The sequence below is a fragment of the Bradyrhizobium sp. USDA 4502 genome, from assembly GCF_054063355.1.
On record NZ_JBSSGF010000001.1, the window covers coordinates 3,866,677 to 3,884,397 of the forward strand.

Here is a 17,721-nt window from a genome sequence, read left to right on the forward strand (position 1 = left end):
ATTTTCTCGGTTACGAGCATGCCGCGTCCGCGAGGCGTAGAAAATTGCCAAGCAATCGGTATCCCTCTTGGGTCAGTATCGATTCCGGATGGAACTGTACGCCATATGTGGGTTGATGGTGATGCGCGAGAGCCATGATCTCGCCTTCTTCCGAACGTGCCGTTACCGCGAAAGGGCAAGAGCATAATTCATCGAATTCTACGACAAGGGAATGGTACCGCCCCACGCAAAGCGGCGACGGAAGTCCTTCGAACAGCCCTCGCCCATTATGCATAATACGGGCAGCTCGTCCGTGCATGGGGCGCCGCGCACGCGCGACCCGCGCTCCAAAAACGCTTCCAATACACTGGTGTCCGAGGCAGATGCCGAGAATCGGGACGCGACCGGAGAGTTCACGAACGATCGTTGTGGAGATCCCGGCTTCGACTGGGGTGCAGGGGCCAGGCGAGATCACCACCGCGCGAGGCTTTAGCCGGATAAGATCACTGATACTGATCGCGTCGTTTCGAATGACCTCCGCCCCTTCCCCAAGTTCCTGGAAGTAGCGAGCGACATTATGGACGAACGAATCGTAGTTATCGATGATCGCAATCATGACCCGGGGGCTGTCTCGGTATGAAACGCCTCGAAGATGCGCTGCGCCTTGGCGAGCGTTTCCTCGTATTCGGCGTCTGGCTCCGACAGCATCGTGATCCCACCGCCCGCATGAAAGACTGCCAATCCATCGTTGATCGTTACGGTTCGAATTGCCACGTTCGTATCCATGCGCCCGTTGAAGCCGACGAAACCGATTGCTCCGCAATAGACCTCTCGCGCAACACGCTCGATTTCAGTGATGATTTCCATCGATCGCACCTTGGGGGCTCCAGTGATGGAGCCACCGGGAAAGCAAGCCCGCAATAGAGTGACGGCATCTTGATCAGCCGCGAGTGCGCCGGTCACCACCGACACGAGGTGATGCACAGAAGCATAGGATTCGAGGTCGCAAAGCAGAGGGACCTCGACCGAATGAGCCGTGCAAACACGCGACAGATCGTTGCGCAATAGGTCGACGATCATGGTGTTCTCGGCGCGATCTTTCTCGGAGGAGCGCAGGGATGCGGCGCGACGCCGGTCTTCTGTCGGATCAGCCGAGCGCGCGATCGTGCCTTTGATAGGTCGCGTTTCGACCTGTCGTCCGTCGAGCCTGAGGAACCGTTCCGGCGAGCTGGATGCAATTGCCAGCTTGTCGTAGAGCAGCAGGGCTGCAAAGGGCGCCGGGTTCAGGGAACGAAGCCGGCAGTAGAAGGCAAGTGGGTCAAACGAGGCCGACAGCCTGGCGCAAAAGCGCTGCGCGATGTTAGCCTGAAAGATGTCTCCCGCAAGAACCAAATCGATGACGCGCCGTACCTCCGCGATATAGCGCTCGCGACTGAAGTTTGAATGCCACGCGCTCACTGTGTCGCGGGACTTTTCCTGCAGTGGCTTTGGACAGGCGAGCAGAGCGACCAGTTCGTCGGCTCGACGCCGTGCGCGCTCATTGCGATCCGCGGGGTCCCGCTCCGGCCATCCCGTAGAAACGATCCAGCATTTATCGTCTCGATGGTCAAAGGCGAGCACCAGGTCATAAAAATGCAGTATCGACTGGGGGAGCCCTTGACCAGGAATTGCCGGCGGCGACAATCGCTCCAGCGTCCTGTTCAGATCATAGGCAAAGAAGCCGGCGGCGCCCCCCTGGAACGGTGGGAGACCGGGGTAATGCTCTTGCGGATATTTGGCGAGAAGGCTGCGAAGAATACACCATGGATCACCGGCGAGAGTCTCCCCATTCCACATCGCCTGCCCGTCGGCAAATATGAAGGTGCCGAATGGATCGCAAGCCACATACGAATAGCGTCCAAGCCAATCATGCTTCGCTGCGCTATCGAGAAACGTCAGCTGCGGCCGATCTGCGAGAGACCGCATCGCCGTAACGGGTTCGATCCACTGCAGTTCCCGGATATGCATTCGGCCTTGACTTATCGATGAGGCCGGAAGGCGCCGCGCTGTGCTTCTCGTCCAACTGGCAAGAGCGTCGGAGTCAACTCAGGTCGTCTTCACGGTCGAGGCGAAAAGCGTATCCGCTGAGGTGTTGCAGTCAGCCGCAAACCGGAGTTCGCGGAGTGGTCGCACCCGCTTGATCGATTCCTGGTAAAGATCGTGAGCTTTGTAAGCTGCGAACTGCGTCTCGCTGTCGAACTCACCGTAAACAACAACGTCGATGTCGTTTCCGAGCTGATCAGTCTTTCGGTTGCGAGCGACCTCAAGCCGGCGCGCGTGCGGGATCGCGGTGAGAATCGATAGGCCATCGATTATTTGATCGATATCGGCCTTATCTTTGGCGGTAAACAGAACAATGTGACGGATCATAGTTAAGCCGTAGAGATTTGATGCTGGTCGTAATAGCTTGCGATCAAGCCTAACGCAACGTCAACATCGGTGTCCGCGACGTCAGCAGACTCGCGCAATATCGGTCTCAAACTTGGGCATCAGGTAGAACGGCCGATTCGGCGGGGCGTCGGCAGGGTTGATGTCCGTTTCTGCCCGTAAGCGGCGAACCATCGGGCCGAGCGCAGAAGCGTTGCGGAACATCGACTGGCATGCCTTTTCGTACGACAAGGCGCTCACGCCGGCGCGCCAATGCGATGTCTGCTCAGCACAAATACCAGCGACGTACCGAAGGATACGAATCTGACTGCCGAGTAGTGGATTCTGCTCAGCAATAGTCTGTTGGGTTTGTGCCCATGATGCGGATGCGACTCCCGCCTCCTTTAGGCAACGATTGCCTCCTTCAGAGAGTCTGCGGAATCCGGAGCGGCGTGGACCATTAGGTATCGATCGGCCTCGAGCGCGGCCATGCATCCCAGTCCGGCCGCAGTGACGGCCTGACGGTAGACACCGTCCGCGACGTCGCCCGCCGCAAACAGTCCGGGCACGCTCGTCGTCGTCGTGCCCGGCTTCACCTTGATGTAGCCGTCTGCGTGCAGCTCCACCTTACCCTCAAGCAGCGCGCTCGCAGGCGCGTGTCCGATGGCGATGAAGACGCCGTCGAGATCGAGCTGCTCGATGGCTCCCGACGTCCGGTTCTTCAGGGCGATCGCTTCCACCTTCGCAGGGTCGCTCTTGCCTACGAAGTAATCCACCTCGCTATTCCAGCGGACCTCGATCTTGGGATGCGCGAAGAGCCGCTCCTGCAGCACGCGCTCTGCGCGAAGCGTGTCGCGTCTGTGGACCAACGTGACGGAACTGGCGATGTTCGCGAGATAAAGCGCTTCCTCGACAGCGGTATTGCCGCCTCCGACCACCGCGACGCGTTTGTTGCGGAAGAAGAAGCCATCGCAGGTGGCGCATGCCGATACGCCGAAGCCCCGGAAGGCTTCTTCGGAAGGAATTCCGAGCCACTTGGCCTGTGCACCGGTCGCATAGATCAAGGCGTCGCAGAGAAAGTGGTCGCCGCTGTCGCCGATCAGGCGGAACGGACGCACGTCGGTCACGATCTCCACGACATGGTCGTAGATCACCCTTGTGCCCATGTGCTCGGCCTGCGCCTGCATCTGCTCCACCAGCCATGGCCCCTGGATGACGTTGGCGAAGCCCGGATAGTTCTCGACGTCCGTCGTCGTGACCAGTTGACCGCCCGGCTGCATGCCCGTGATCAGGATCGGCTTGCGACTCGCGCGCGCTGCGTAGATCGCGGCCGTGTATCCGGCCGGACCTGCGCCCAGGATGATGATGTCAGTCTTGTACTCGCGAGCCATGTCGTCGTCCTTGTCCGATTAGAACTTCTGCATTCCCCAGCGCCTCACCGTCCGGCGCTCGATCGTGCGGAAGATGACGCTTTCGACGAAGAGACCGATGAGGATCACACATAGCAATCCGGCGAAGACGTTGGCCGTCTCCAGATTGTTGCGGTTTTCGTAGATGAACCAGCCGAGGCCGCCCTGTCCCGAGCTCACGCCGAACACCAATTCGGCCGCGATCAGGGTGCGCCAGGCGAAGGCCCAGCCGATCTTGAGGCCGGCCAGAATGGAGGGAAGCGCGGCGGGGATGAGTATCTCGGCGACGAGCGACAGTCCCTTCAAGCCGAAGCATCGGCCGGCCATCCGCAGCGTCTCGCTGACGGACTGGAAGCCCGTATGCGTGCTGAGAGCCACGGCCCACAGGACCGAGTTCACGATTACGAAGACCAGACTTCCCATGCCGAGACCGAACCACAACAGCGCGAGCGGCAGCAGCGCCACGGCCGGCAACGGGTTAAACATCGACGTGAGAGTAGACAACACGTCACTGCCGAAGCGCGTTGTGGAAGCCAGGATCGTGATCGCCGCGGCTGCGGCGATGCCGACAGTGTAGCCGATCACCAGCACCTTCATCGTCATCAGGATCCGCGCGAAGAGACCGCCCGAAACCAACGATGAGAAGAGTGCGACGACGACCTCCGAAAGGCGCGGCATCATGAGCGGATTGTCGAGCCAGGTCGCGTAGCCCTCCCAGACGGCCGCCAGACCTCCGACGACGACGAGACGGCGGAATATGGTGCTTTGGAGAATCCGTTCATGGAGCGGAAGCGGACGCTCGACGTCGGCCGACGGCTCGGTCACGCTCGACAACTCGAATTCGTCGCGAACCAGAGGAAGCGCGAGCGCTAGACCCGCGGCCTGTTTGATCGTGGTCATCGTCTCAAGCTCCTTTCGGGTGCCGCGGGCACGGCGTGAAGAGCATGTGATGGATGCGACCGCAGAGGTCGCCGAATTCCGTGGTCCCCATGTCGGCGAAGGCGAATTGATGGGAATTGATCTCGGCTCGTACCTGCCCTGGGTGCGGGGTCAGCACCAGGATGCGCGACCCGACGATCACGGCCTCCTCGATGGAATGCGTGACGAAGAGGATGGTAGAGTGCGTCCCGCTCCAGAGTTCGAGCAGATCGTCCTGCATCTTCCGGCGGGTCAGCGCGTCGAGCGCGGCGAACGGCTCGTCCATCAGGAGTATCTTCGGCTCCATCGCCATGGCGCGGGCGATCGCGACCCGCTGCTTCATGCCGCCCGAGAGCGTGTGCGGGTAGGCGTCGCCGAACTTCTCGAGGCCGACCTTGGCCGTGAAGAGCTTAGCCCGGTCCATGACTTCGGCCGCCGACCATCGCTTCGACTTCTGCATCGGATAGGCGACGTTTTGCAGAATGGTCTTCCACGGTAGCAACTGGTCGAATTCCTGGAACACCATCATCCGGTCCGGCCCGGGTGCATCGATTATCCTGTCGTCGAGCCTGATTTCGCCGGCGACGGGTTTCAGGAAGCCGCCCACCGCCTTTAGCAACGAGGACTTCCCGCATCCAGACGCTCCGAGAAGGATGAACCGATCCCCCCGATACACGTCGAAGCTCACGTCGTAGGCCGCGGTCACGATGCTCTCGTCGGTCCGATAGCGGAGCGTCACGTTCTTCAGGCTCAGCACCGGCTTGGATCCGGTTGCGGTATAGGCCTGCTTGATCTGACGCTGATTGATCATGTTCATCTCAGGACCCCTGCCGTTCTTGAATGAACGGGAAGAACGGATCCTGCCACTTCGCCGGCCTCGTCTTGATCTGACCGGTCCGCTGCATGAAGTCCGCGTAAGCCATAACTCCGCCCGGGGCGACACTGAACACGTTCTCCGGGTCGCGGAGGATCTTTTCGACGTATTCGGGGTCCAACGACTTGGACGGCTCCTGCTTGAGGTAGAGCGCGGCCGCCTGAGCCGGGTCCGCCTTAATCCGTTGCATTGCCGTCTCCATGGCCTTGACCATCGCAGCCGAGACCTTCGGGTTCTGGTCGACGAAGCGGGTGCTCGCGGCGAGCAGCACGAACGTCGATGCCTTGCCGAGAACGTCTTCCGAACTGAGCACCCGGTGTACCCGCTTGTCGTCGGCCTCGAACTGGGCGAACGGAGCGTTCGTGAAGTGCGCGGAAACCTCGGTGCCGGACAGCATCGCGGCCATCGCGTCGGGATGTGGCAGGTTCACGACATTCGCGTCCAACTTCTTGGCGTCGCCGAGCGTCTTCTCTGCTGCCATTCGGAGGCATAGATTCTGGGGCGACGTGGTCGCGGGGAGAGCGATCCGGTCCTGAGGTCGGAAGTCGGCGATTGTCTTCACCCCATCGAGCACCGTATTCAGCACCATGGGGAAAGACGAACAGCCCGCGAGCCCCTTGAAGGCTCCGCGCGATTTTTCCGCGAGGATCAGGAGCGACGGAGAGCCCATCACGCCCATGTCCGCAGTTCCAGCCAGAAGCCCCTCATTCACGGCATTCGAACCGCTCACCCGTTGCAACTTGACTTCGACACGGGGATCGCCCTGTTCGACCAATGCCGCGCCGAGCAGCTTTTCTTCCTCGATCATGATCAGCGGCAGATAGGATACGCCGAACTGGATGATGACCCGTACCTCGGTAGCAGCCTGCGCTCTCGCCAGGCCCGATAGAGCCATCGCTCCCGCCATGGCACCCAGCGCCTCGCGTCGTGAAATTCCATTCCTCGCCATGTTTCCTCGCTTTTACTTGTTTGCGCCGTCCGCTTCTTCGTCGGACCTAGGCTCTGTTCTTCGAAACGATTCCCTGCTCTTCCAGCCGGTCCACTTCGCTCACTGCCATCGATAGATCGCGGCGGAGGATCTCTTCGGTGTGAGCACCCAGACGCGGCGGTGCGCCTCCGTATTCGATTGGTGTACGCGAGAACCTGATTGGATTGCCGATCAACTTCGTAGCCGCCCCAGCATCGTGCAGGTGCTGTTCGACGACCAGACCTCTCGCGACGACGTGCGGGTCTTCGAACACCTCGTCCATCTCGTTGATCGGCCCTGCGGGGATCTTCTCGCCGTCGAGTGCGCGTAGCAGTTCCGCCTTGCTCCACGCTCGGATCCTCGAGGTCAGGACGGATAGAAGCTCGGCGCGGTTGCGCACTCGGTCGGCGTTGCGCTGGAATTTTGGATCCAAAGAGAGTTCGGGAGCGCCGAGGATCGCGACGAACCTAGCGAACTGCGCGTCATTGCCGACCGCTGCGACAATGTGGCCGTCACGGGTCGCGAAGGCCTGATAGGGCACGATGTTCGCGTGGGCGTTGCCGTGACGTTGCGGTTTTTTGCCGGACGCGAGGTAGTTCATGCCCGCATTGGCGAGCGTCGCGATCTGCACGTCGAGAAGCGCGAGATCGATGTGCTGGCCCAGTCCGCTCGCCCGCCGCTCGTTGAGACTGGCGAGAATCGCCACCGTGGCGTACAAGCCGGTGAAGATGTCGGCGACTGCGACGCCGACCTTCATCGGCTCGCCGTCCGCCGCGCCGGTGATGCTCATCAGGCCGCCCATCGCCTGCACCAGCAGGTCGTAGCCAGGCTTATCCTTGTAGGGTCCGGTCTGCCCGAACCCGGAGATCGAGCAGTAGATGAGCCGCGGATTCAAGCCCGAGAGGGCTGTGTAGTCGAGCCCAAGGCGCTTGAGCCCGCCTACCTTGAAGTTCTCGACCATGACGTCGCAGGATTTCGCCAGTTCCATGACGAGGTTGCGGCCCTCGGGCTTGCTGAAGTCGATGGTGACGGATTTCTTGCCGCGATTGGCGGCCAGATAGTAGGCAGCGAACACGTCGCCGGCGTCCTTTCCGACAACAAAAGGCGGCCCCCAGCCCCGGGTGTCGTCGCCCTCGCCCGGTCTTTCAATCTTGATCACCTCGGCGCCGAGGTCGGCGAGAAGCTGCGTCGCCCAGGGCCCTGCGAGGATGCGGCTGAGGTCGAGTACGCGCAGTCCTTCCAGACATGCTTTCATGATCGCCTCAGGAGAATGCTTGGATGCCGGTGATGGCACGCCCGAGGATCAGGGCGTGCACGTCGTGGGTGCCTTCGTAGGTGTTCACAGTCTCCAGGTTCTGGGCGTGCCGCATGACCTGGAATTCGCTTGAGATGCCGTTGCCGCCGTGCATGTCGCGGGCGGCCCGAGCTATATCGAGCGCCTTGCCGCAGTTGTTGCGCTTGACCACCGAGATCATCTCCGGGGCCATCTGACCGGAATCCATCAGCCGCCCGACCTGGAGCGAAGCCTGCAGACCGAGGGAGATTTCCGTCAGCATGTCGGCGAGTTTCTTCTGGATCAACTGCGTCGCGGCGAGCGGCCGGCCGAACTGCTTACGGTCGAGCACGTACTGCCGAGCCCGATGGAAGCAGTTCTCGGCAGCACCCATCACCCCCCAGGAAATTCCGTACCGCGCGCGGTTGAGGCAGCCGAACGGACCCTTGAGTCCGGAGACGTTCGGCAGGAGTGCGCTTTCCGGCACAACCACGCCGTCCATCACGATCTCGCCGGTGATCGATGCGCGCAGCGAGAGCTTGCCCTTGATCTTCGGTGCCGAGAGACCATTCATCCCCTTCTCTAGGACGAAGCCACGGATCTGATCGTCGTGAGCGGCCGACTTCGCCCAGACGACGAACACGTCGGCGATCGGTGAGTTCGATATCCACATCTTCGAACCGGTCAGCCGGTAGCCGTCGACGACCTTCTCAGCGCGCGTCTTCATTCCGCCAGGATCCGACCCGGCGTCCGGTTCCGTTAGACCGAAGCAACCGACCCACTCGCCGCTGGCAAGCTTGGGCAGATAGCGTTTGCGCTGCGCATCGTCGCCGTAGGCGTAGATGGGATACATCACCAACGACGACTGTACGCTGTTCATCGAGCGATAGCCGGAATCGACCCATTCGATCTCGCGCGCGACGAGGCCGTAGGATACGTACCCCGCATCGGCGCAGCCGTACTCATCGGGAAACGTCACGCCGATCAGGCCGAGCGCCCCCATCTCGCGGAAGATCTCACGGTCCGTCTCCTCGTTCATATAGGCGTCAGTCACGCGCTGCAGCAGCTTCTCGCGCGCGTATTCCCGGGCCGTGTCGCGGATCATGCGCTCGTCTTCGGTGAGTTGCTGATCGAGCAGGAACGGGTCGTCCCACGCAAATGCGGGATGATGCGTCGTTGAACGCGATACTCGTTCCAATTGGGCCATCTGTCGCTCCGGAATGCCGAGGAGACGACGGTCGGCGGAATGGCTGGTTATATCAAGGAGTTTCTGATACCATCAATAATTGCAAAACAGGTATAAATGGGATGAACACCTCAGGATTACCCGATCTTACTTCCCGCCAACTCGAGACGGTGTTGGCGCTCGCCGAGTATGGAAGCTTTATCGCAGCCGCCTCTCTGCTCAAAACTTCGCAGCCCGCCGTAACGCGCACCGTGAAGCATGTCGAAGAGGTGCTCGGCGTAAAGCTGTTCGACCGCAGCACAAGGTCGGTCCAGATCACCGCGGCGGGAAAGGAATTCGTGGGTGTCGCGGGCCGCATGCTCAACGACCTGAAGATCACCATCCGCAGCATGCGCGAACTCGCGGACCAGCGACGCGGCCAGATCATCGTGTCCTCGATTATGTCGGTGGCGAACGGCAAGTTGCCTGGCCTGGTCTCCGAATATCGTCTCGCCTATCCGGGCATCGAACTCCACGTACGCGACGGCGTCCACGGCACCGTCATCGAGGACGTGCGCAGCGGCGCCGCCGACTTCGGCATAACCTATCTCGACGACCTACCTGATCCCTTCCAGTCGACGTTGCTCGGCAAGGAGGAATTCACGGTGGTGCTTCCGCGCGATCACGCCTTAGCCAGGAAGAAAGCCCTCACTCTTTCCGACCTGAAGGATGCACCGCTCGTCTCTCTTCCCAGCGATTCCAGGACGCGGCGCGTGATCGACAGCGCGGCTTCGTCTCTGGGTCTGACGTTGAATCACGTCGTCACCGTCTCGCAATTCGCGACGATGCTCGGTTTCGTGCGGGCCGACATCGGGCTTGCGATCGCTCCGCACAGCGGCGTCGCCGGCTTTCTCGACAAGGAATTGAGCGCTGTGCCGATCAAGGGAAGACCCCTTGCACGTGAACTCGGCCTCATCACCTTGAAGGAACGCGACCCTTCGCCAGCCGCGTCAGGTTTGATGTCGCTCCTGCGGACGAATTGGAACAAGACGCATCGGAAGTAGCATCGAAGCGCCGATTTATACGAATTCTGTATCAATCGTGGCTATCAGGATTTCCTTGGCATATAACGGATTGGGCATAGGGTGACTCCGGGTTGAAACAGCCGGAGCGAGAGATGGCACTAGAGACATTGGAACAGGTCGGCGCGGCCGCCACCGAGCGGGTACCGACCAATACGGATCTCATCGAACTCTATTACGAACGCGGATGGTCGGACGGACTTCCCGTCGTACCGCCCACCCAAGAAAAGGTCGACGCAGTTGTGGAATTGCTCGGCGGTGACCCGCAGTTCGTCGAATGCAAGGTGGCGCCGCGCTGGGGCGCGCTGACCCGAGAGATACTCGCCATCAACATGGTGATGGCCGGCTGCCGTCCCGAATACGCGCCGATCGTCCGTGCCGCTATGCTGGCGCTCACCGACCGTGCCTTCAATCTCAACGGCGTGCAGGCGACCACCCACGTCGCCTCTCCGCTCATCGTCGTCAACGGACCGCTCACTGCGGAAGTCGGCATGAACGGCGGTCCGAACGCTTTCGGGTCGGGAAATCGCGCCAACGCGACAATCGGACGGGCCGTCCGTCTGATTATGCTGAACGTCGGCGGTGGATGGCCGCCGGATTTCGACAAGAGCACGCTCGGTCACCCAGGCAAGTATAGTTATTGCGTCGCCGAGAACGAGCTCGACAGCCCTTTCGCTCCGTACCACGTCGAGCACGGCTACAGCGCGATGGATTCGACCGTGTTCGCGATCGCCGCGGAAGCGCCTCACAGCGTGACCGACCATCAGTGCAACGACCCGGAAGGAATTCTCGACACGATGTGCTCGGCGATGAGCACGATCGCTTCCAACTCGGCCGTTCTTGGCGGCCACTGCACGGTGGTGCTCGGCCTCGAGCACGCGAAGACCATCGCGAAGGCCGGCTGGACGCGTTCGGACATCCGTCATTACCTCTGGATGAATTCGGGCAACGCGTTTCGCCTGATCTCCCGCGACCACCGCTACGGTAAGGTTTACAACCGCAATCTGCCCAAGTGGCTGAAGCGCGATCCCGATACCCGCATTCCGATCGTGCCCTCCGCCGACAACATCCATCTGTTCATCATAGGCGGACACGCCGGACGCTTCTCGGCCTTCATTCCTGGCTGGGGACACATGAGCACACCGGTGCTCAGGCCGATCAATGCGGCGGCCGGCCCGGCCGACGACGGATGCGCCGACGGCGCATGTGTGCTCTAACGAATGCAGGAGGAACTATCATGTTGATGAAAGTAACTGACGCGAATTCGGTGACGGTGTTCGACCCGCGCGGCGTCGTGGAATTGGCGAATACGCCGATCGCGGCTCGCCCGAAGAGCCTGGACGGTCTGCGCCTGGCGATCCTCGACAATTCGAAGTGGAACGCCAACAAGGTCCTGAGAGCGTCCACGGCGGCGCTCGAAAAGAGCATCAAGTTCGGCAAAGTGAACTACTACGTGAAGGGATCCTTCTCCAAGGACGCCGAACTCGAACTGATCGCCGAGATCGCTGCCAACAACGACCTCGTCCTAACCGCGATCGGCGACTGCGGATCCTGCTGCTCTTGCTGCATCCGGGACTCGGTCGCACTTGAGAAGCTCGGCATCCCGTCGGCGGCGATCATCACGACGGAATTCGAGAAGGAGACTGTGCTCACCCGGACCGCGATCGGCATGGAAGGCTTGATCCCAGTGGTCATCGACCACCCGGTCTCGTCGATCACCCAGGCCGAAGTTGAGGCCCGCGCCGCCATGGTCGCCGAGGCAGCACCAAAAGTCTGGCTCGGCAAATAGTCGACCCGTTCCTCCCAGACTTGGGCCCCGGCCTCGAACGAGCCGGGGCTATTTTTGTCGTCGGCTCGACGACGGTCACTCGCATCACGGCCCGAGCCCAACAAGGAAGCAGGACACGACGCGCACCACTGGATCCGACGCCTTAGGCTTAGCTGCTTCGCCCAGGATTTCAGAAGGACAACTGCGTTTGGAGCCCGTATTCGGTCGCAACCTTCTTGAGATCGGCGAGCGTATCGTCCGGGAGGAGCAGGCCTTCCTTTCTGTTCTTGACGTCGTTGCGCGCTTCGATCTCGCCCGGATAGAAAACCTCTGAGAATCCCTGGGCGAGAGGTACGGACTTGATCTGCGAGATCAGCTCGTCCATCCGCGCGTTGAATTCGATCAACGGCTGCATCGACTCGATGTTGAGCGCGATCATCAGTTGTCCGGCCCGGCTGCGTCGCTCGGCCTGGTAAGGGCCGGCGATCTGGGACCCGAAGCCGCTGCCGGTGAGTACGCCGGACAGCATGTCCATCATCAGCGCGATCGCGTATCCCTTGTGCTGAGCCATGGGAAGGATGATTCCATCGATGGCTTCGGAGGGATCGGTCGTCGGAGCGCCCGCCGCGTTGATCGCCCAACCCTCCGGTATTGATTGCCCCTTCTGCTTCGCAAGGTAGATCTTTCCGCGCGCGACTCCCGTGTTGGCGATGTCGAGCACCATCGGAGGATGGACGCCCGCCGGACAGGCCCAAGACCAAGGATTGGTTCCTACGGTCTTCTTCCGCCCTCCCCACGGAGCCATCGCCGGACTGGCGTTGGTCGAGAGGAAGGCGACGCACCCCTCGCGCGCCGCCATCAGTGTGAAGTAGAACGCCGTACCGAAATGATTTGAGTTGCGGATCCCGACGGCGGCGATCCCGTGCGCCTTGGCACGTCGGACGGCCTCCTGGGCGGCGCGCGCGGTGAGCACCTGGCCCATGCCGTCGCGGCCGTCGATGACCGCGAGGCCGCCGGCGTCGACTACCAGCTCGGGGGTGGCTTTTGGGTCGCAGACGCCGGCCTTCAGACGCGCCGCGTACCAAGACAGCCGCATCACGCCGTGGGACTGGTGACCCCACAGATCCGCCTGCACCAACGTATCGGCGCACAGCTGCGCGTCCTTCTGCGACATCCCGGCCGCGACGTAGACGGCGGTCGCGAAGTTCAACAGGCGGGTCGGATCGATCTTGGTGGCCGTGGACATCGGACTATTCTCCGTAGCTTAGGTGTTCGCCGGCGCCTGGAATGTGAAGCTGAGCGTCTTTCCGAGATACGAAGCGCTGACTTCGCCTTTCGACGCGGACACGGCGAACGGCATCGAAGCCGACCCTGTGGAAATGATGCTTCCCTTCGGCAGGATCATCTTTCGCTCACGGGCGATCGAAACGAGATCGGCCAGAGCGCCGTAGGGGTCGGTAGCGTCGTCTCCCGCGGCCGCGCGGGCCTTTTCCTGACCGTCAACAGACACGACGAGCGAAGACAACAGTTCCGGGATCTGGCGTTCGTCGATGCGTTCGCCCACGATCAGTGCCTCGAAGCCGGAGTCGTCGGCCGCGAAACTCGGCCACCCGACGGAGCGACGATCGACGAAGCGTGCCATGACCAGTTCGAACGTGACGCGTGTTTCCTCGATCGTGCTCTTCGGATCTCCGGCGAACCGATCATCGATGTCTTCGCCGAGGACGAAGGCGATCTCGAATTCGATCGTCACTGGGGCGCCGAACGAGAGCCGGACCGCAGCGCCCGGTTCGTGTCGGCGGGTCTTGAGCACGCGCCCCGCGATCGACCGCCCGACGCCGGATTGCTGCTTTTGCTTGGCGCTGCCGACGCCCAGCTTCCAGCCAGCGACGGGGACGCTCAGCAGGTCGATCAGACGATCCTGAACGTCGTAGCCTTGGTCGATGTTCGCCGGCCTGATGTCCTGCGGTAGTTCCGCGATCTGCTGCGAGCCGTGCCAGACGTGCGCGAGCAGGCGCGCTGCGGGATTGGGATCGAAAGTCGTCATAGCGCGTCACCCTGCGTCAGGAAATCGAAGTCGCAGCCGTCGGGCGCCTGCAGCACCGTCCGCCGGTATAGCGATTTGTAGCCGCGCGTCGGTGCCGGCGGCGGGCGATGGTCCGCCAAACGCCGCTTGATCTCGGCGTCCTCGACCAGAAGGTCGATCCGCTTATTGGCGATCGACAGCCGGATGCGGTCCCCGTTGCGCACGGCTGCGAGCGGGCCGCCGACCGCAGCCTCCGGCGCGATGTGAAGGACGATCGACCCGAATGCCGTTCCGGACATTCGGGCATCCGAAATCCGGACCATGTCCTTGACGCCAGCCTGGGCCAGTTTCTTCGGTATCGGCAGGTACCCGGCCTCCGGCATACCCGCTGCGTGTGGGCCGGCGTTCTGTAGGACCAGGATGTCGTCGGGACGCACGTCCAGGTCGGGATCGTCGATCCGATTGCTGAGGTCCTCGAGACTGGTAAACACCACAGCCCGCCCTTCCGACTCGAACAATGCCGGGGTGGCCGCTGCGCGCTTGAAGATCGCGCCGTCCGGAGCGAGGTTGCCTGTCAGGGCGACGAGGCCGCCATCCTTGGAAACCGGATCGTTGAACGGCCTGATGACCACCGGATTGACCCAGTCGAGAGGTTCCTCCAATCGCTCGGCGAGCGTCTGCCCTTCTACGTCGATGGTGTCCAGATGAAGCAGCGGCTTCAGTTCACGCAGCAGCGCTCCCATGCCTCCGGCCGCATGGAAGTCTTCCATGTAGCCTTCGCCGACCGGCTTCAGGTCCACGAGAACCGGCGTCTCGTCTGAGATCTCGTTGAAGCGCGAGAACGGAATCTTGATCCCCATCCGTCCGGCGATCGCGGTGAGATGCACGACCGCATTTGTCGAGCCGCCGACGGCCTGCAGCACGCGGAAGGCATTTTCGACTGACTTCTGGGTGATGATGTCCCGCGGAGAGATTTTGGTCCCGATCAAGCGGACGGCTGCCTTGCCGGTCTCCTCCGCTGCGACCAAGCGGTCAGCGTGCACCGCAGGGATTGCCGCGGTCCCCGGCAACGACATGCCCAACGTCTCGGCGATGCAGGCCATGGTGGAGGCCGTACCCATGACGGCACAGGTACCGGCCGTCACCGAGAGCCGGCCTTCGACGGTGTTGATCTCGTCCTTATCAACCGTTCCCGCCCGATACTTTGCCCAGAACCCGCGGCAGTCCGTGCAGGCCCCCAACCGCTGCCCCTTGTGTCGCCCTGTCATCATCGGTCCCGTGACGAGCTGGATTGCCGGCAGGTTCGCCGAAGCAGCGCCCATCAGTTGAGCGGGTACGGTCTTGTCGCAGCCGCCGATGAGCACGACCGCATCCATGGGTTGGGCGCCGATCATTTCCTCGGTGTCCATGGCCATGAGGTTGCGGTACATCATGCTGGTCGGGTTGAGGAACACCTCGCCGAGCGAGACCGTCGGAAACGGCCGCGGCAGCGCGCCCGCAGCAAGCACGCCGCGCGAGACCGCCTCGACCAGTTCGGGCATGTGGCGGTGACAATTGTTGAAGCCCGACGGCGTCATCGCGATGCCGACGATCGGCTTGGCGAGCATCTCGCGGGACAGTCCCATCGACCGCGCGAACGAACGGCGCAAGAATCTTGCGAAATCCTTGTCACCGTAGTTGGTAAGTCCGTTGTCTATGCCGTGATCCGCCATCACTTCGCTCCTGACTGTGCCGACGCGCTTTCCTGACTTCGGTAGCCGACGCCGAGCAGCTCTTCGAAGACCGTGACCATCCCGCCCTTGTCCTTGTCGCCGTGCCCCTTCAGCAGAGCCATCTGGTAGGTCGCGGTCGCCGCGGCCAAGACCGGCATGGGGATCGAGAGATTGGCTCCCAACTCGGCGCCGCTGATCAGATCCTTGTAGGCGTGCTTCATCGGGTAACCGTCGCCGAAGTGCCCTCTGAGAATCCGAGGAATGAAAAACTCGGACGCGTAGCTGCGGCCGGTCCCGCTGTTGACGACTTCGCCGACCAGATCGGGATCGAGCCCCATCTTCTTCGACATCGGCAGAATCTCCGCGAGCGCCGCGGCATTGATGTCGAACAGAAGCTGATTGATGAGCTTCGTAAGCTGCCCACTGCCGGGGCCCCCCATATAAAGGATCTTGTTGCCGATTAAATCCAAGAGCGGCTTCACCTTATCGAACACCGTGCGATCGCCACCGCACATCACCGTGAGGGTCCCGTCGATCGCGCGGGCCTCCATTCCCGAGATCGGCGCGTCGAGGAACTGGACGCCCCGTGCCGCCAGCTTCTGGGCGATAGAAACGGTCGTTTTATAGGTGATCGTGCTCAGGTCGATCACGATCTGGCCCGCGCGTGAGCGGTTCAAGAATCCCCCCTCGCCCGCGACGACCTCTTCGACGGCGTTGTCGTTGGGCAAACAAAGGAAGACGACATCAGCGTCGAAGATTGTCGACTGATCCGTCGAAGTAACCGCACTCTTGCTCTCGAATTCGGCGAACGACTTCGGCGTCCGATCCGTCACCGCCAGCGTCGCACCGGACTTCAGCAAATTCAGTGCGATCGGGCGGCCCATCTGCCCGAGGCCTGCAAAGCCTATCTTCATCTGTGGCTCCTTCTTCAATTCGGTGAATTCACGCCGTGTCGTCATGCGCTTGCGAACGCGATGCAGGTCGGACTGCCTGTCTCGACCACGCGCCCCGTCGGCGAGAGAGCGCCGCTCTCGTGATTGATCTCGAAAGTGACGATCGTGTCGGTGAGTTCGTTGGCGACGTGGAGCAGCGTTCCGCTCGGATCGATCGTCATGAAGCGCGGCCCGCGGCCGGCGCACGAGGTCCACCCGGCCGAGGTCACGCGTCCGGACGCAGCATCGATCGCGTAGGCGCCGATCAAATCGTTTCCGCGGTTAGACACGTAGACGAAGCGGCCGGCGGGATCGACCTCCACCTCGGCGGATGTATTGGCACCCACGAACGAGTCCGGCGTCGACGGGACGATCTGGACGGGCGTGATGGTGCCCGTCGCCCGATCGTAGCGGTTCACACTGAGGGAAGAATCGAGCTCGTAGTTCACGTAGACGAACGGCAGGGTCGGATGGAACGAGGCGTGCCTGGGGCCCGCGCCGGGCCGGGTCGCTGCAAAGCCGGGGTCCGTCAGCTTGAGGAGCGGCTTCGCGGGATCGAATTCGAGCGTGAATATGCGATCGACACCCTTGTCCGGAACGACGAGAAAGCGCCCGGCCGGATCGTAGACGACGTGATGCGGATGAGAGCCTGTCTGCTCGACCTTGTGGGGCCCCCCGTTGCCCGGCAATTGCAGCAACTGCGCGAGCGGCTCCAGGCCGCCGTCTTGACGGATCGGGAGCACGGCGAGCGAGGCGGTCGCATAGTTCGCCACAATCATGAAGCGGTTGCTCTGATCGGCGACCAGATGGACAGGATTCCTGCCGCCGGTCGACTGTTGATTGATCAACGACAAGCTCCCGGTCTCCCGGTCAATGCGGAACGAGGAGATCTCGCTGAAGTCGCCGTGCACCGCATACAGAAAGCGCTGCTCCCGATCGAAGGCCAGAAACGACGGGTTGACCAGATTTTCCACGAGCTGCACGTGGGTCCACGCGCCACTCGCCGGATCGACGCGATATCCATTGATGCCCTTGCCACTCGCCCCACGGTCCTTGGTCGTACGGCAGCCCGTATAGGCGAACCGGGCAAAACGAGCAGCGTCCGCCGCACGCGCGGCCGTCTCAAGAGTTGTTGCCGTACCGGCTATCGTCATGAGCAATACTCCCCGCAGGACGTTGCGGCGTTCGAAATCGATCGTTTCCATGCGAG

At 61.9% G+C, this 17,721-nt stretch carries 17 protein-coding genes; 3 read left to right on the plus strand and 14 right to left on the minus strand.

Going from position 1 to position 17,721, the window contains the following annotated elements; all coding sequences use genetic code 11:
- Positions 1 to 10: 10 nt before the first annotated feature.
- The 9 genes from ACVW1B_RS17890 to ACVW1B_RS17930 form a co-directional block, all read right to left on the minus strand.
- On the minus strand, positions 11 to 595 hold the full coding sequence (locus ACVW1B_RS17890) for an anthranilate synthase component II (RefSeq protein ID WP_456821871.1): 585 nt from the start codon (positions 593 to 595) through the stop codon (positions 11 to 13).
- The gene (gene pabB, locus ACVW1B_RS17895) at positions 592 to 1,986 is read right to left on the minus strand and encodes an aminodeoxychorismate synthase component I (RefSeq protein ID WP_456821872.1); all 1,395 of its coding nucleotides are present in this window, start codon (positions 1,984 to 1,986) and stop codon (positions 592 to 594) included. The genes ACVW1B_RS17890 and pabB overlap by 4 nt, the downstream gene beginning before the upstream one ends.
- 78 nt (positions 1,987 to 2,064) lie before the next feature.
- Entirely contained in the window at positions 2,065 to 2,388 is a 324-nt protein-coding gene (locus ACVW1B_RS17900) for a Dabb family protein (RefSeq protein ID WP_456821873.1), read from the minus strand.
- Between the two features lie 401 nt (positions 2,389 to 2,789).
- The gene (trxB, locus tag ACVW1B_RS17905; RefSeq protein ID WP_456821874.1) at positions 2,790 to 3,776 is read right to left on the minus strand and encodes a thioredoxin-disulfide reductase; all 987 of its coding nucleotides are present in this window, start codon (positions 3,774 to 3,776) and stop codon (positions 2,790 to 2,792) included.
- An 18-nt stretch (positions 3,777 to 3,794) separates the two neighbouring features.
- Positions 3,795 to 4,694: an ABC transporter permease gene (locus ACVW1B_RS17910; RefSeq protein ID WP_456821875.1), complete on the minus strand. Its 900-nt coding sequence runs from the start codon at positions 4,692 to 4,694 to the stop codon at positions 3,795 to 3,797.
- Positions 4,695 to 4,698: 4 nt separating this feature from the next.
- Positions 4,699 to 5,523 carry an ABC transporter ATP-binding protein gene (locus ACVW1B_RS17915; RefSeq protein ID WP_456823041.1) on the minus strand — a complete coding sequence of 275 codons (825 nt, stop codon included), beginning with the start codon at positions 5,521 to 5,523 and terminating at the stop codon, positions 4,699 to 4,701.
- Between the two features lie 7 nt (positions 5,524 to 5,530).
- Positions 5,531 to 6,535 (minus strand): ABC transporter substrate-binding protein, encoded by a 1,005-nt coding sequence (locus ACVW1B_RS17920; protein WP_456821876.1) that lies wholly within the window; start codon positions 6,533 to 6,535, stop codon positions 5,531 to 5,533.
- Between the two features lie 46 nt (positions 6,536 to 6,581).
- Positions 6,582 to 7,808 carry a CaiB/BaiF CoA transferase family protein gene (locus ACVW1B_RS17925; protein WP_456821877.1) on the minus strand — a complete coding sequence of 409 codons (1,227 nt, stop codon included), beginning with the start codon at positions 7,806 to 7,808 and terminating at the stop codon, positions 6,582 to 6,584.
- 7 nt (positions 7,809 to 7,815) lie between these two features.
- Positions 7,816 to 9,033: an acyl-CoA dehydrogenase gene (locus tag ACVW1B_RS17930; protein ID WP_456821878.1), complete on the minus strand. Its 1,218-nt coding sequence runs from the start codon at positions 9,031 to 9,033 to the stop codon at positions 7,816 to 7,818.
- Between the two features lie 101 nt (positions 9,034 to 9,134).
- Here ACVW1B_RS17930 and ACVW1B_RS17935 point away from each other — a divergent pair, with 101 nt between their 5' ends.
- From ACVW1B_RS17935 to ACVW1B_RS17945, 3 genes are all read left to right on the plus strand, one after another.
- Positions 9,135 to 10,055, plus strand: a complete 921-nt coding sequence (locus ACVW1B_RS17935; protein ID WP_456821879.1) for a LysR family transcriptional regulator — start codon at positions 9,135 to 9,137, stop codon at positions 10,053 to 10,055.
- Positions 10,056 to 10,168: 113 nt separating this feature from the next.
- Positions 10,169 to 11,290, plus strand: coding sequence for a hypothetical protein (locus tag ACVW1B_RS17940; protein WP_456821880.1), 1,122 nt, complete (start codon positions 10,169 to 10,171; stop codon positions 11,288 to 11,290).
- A gap of 50 nt (positions 11,291 to 11,340) precedes the next feature.
- Positions 11,341 to 11,862: a UGSC family (seleno)protein gene (locus ACVW1B_RS17945; RefSeq protein WP_456821881.1), complete on the plus strand. Its 522-nt coding sequence runs from the start codon at positions 11,341 to 11,343 to the stop codon at positions 11,860 to 11,862.
- A gap of 169 nt (positions 11,863 to 12,031) precedes the next feature.
- Here the strand turns inward: ACVW1B_RS17945 and ACVW1B_RS17950 are convergent, their stop codons facing one another.
- The 5 genes from ACVW1B_RS17950 to ACVW1B_RS17970 are packed head-to-tail and all read right to left on the minus strand — an operon-like array spanning position 12,032 to position 17,716.
- Positions 12,032 to 13,087 carry an Ldh family oxidoreductase gene (locus tag ACVW1B_RS17950; RefSeq protein ID WP_456821882.1) on the minus strand — a complete coding sequence of 352 codons (1,056 nt, stop codon included), beginning with the start codon at positions 13,085 to 13,087 and terminating at the stop codon, positions 12,032 to 12,034.
- An 18-nt stretch (positions 13,088 to 13,105) separates the two neighbouring features.
- Positions 13,106 to 13,888 (minus strand): 2-keto-4-pentenoate hydratase, encoded by a 783-nt coding sequence (locus ACVW1B_RS17955; protein WP_456821883.1) that lies wholly within the window; start codon positions 13,886 to 13,888, stop codon positions 13,106 to 13,108.
- Complete coding sequence (locus ACVW1B_RS17960; RefSeq protein WP_456821884.1) at positions 13,885 to 15,579, minus strand: IlvD/Edd family dehydratase; 1,695 nt, start codon at positions 15,577 to 15,579, stop codon at positions 13,885 to 13,887. The genes ACVW1B_RS17955 and ACVW1B_RS17960 overlap by 4 nt, the downstream gene beginning before the upstream one ends.
- A complete protein-coding gene (locus ACVW1B_RS17965) occupies positions 15,579 to 16,493 on the minus strand; it encodes an NAD(P)-dependent oxidoreductase (RefSeq protein ID WP_456821885.1) in 915 nt (304 codons plus the stop codon). The genes ACVW1B_RS17960 and ACVW1B_RS17965 overlap by 1 nt, the downstream gene beginning before the upstream one ends.
- 41 nt (positions 16,494 to 16,534) lie before the next feature.
- Complete coding sequence (locus ACVW1B_RS17970; RefSeq protein WP_456821886.1) at positions 16,535 to 17,716, minus strand: lactonase family protein; 1,182 nt, start codon at positions 17,714 to 17,716, stop codon at positions 16,535 to 16,537.
- Between the last annotated feature and the right edge of the window lie 5 nt (positions 17,717 to 17,721).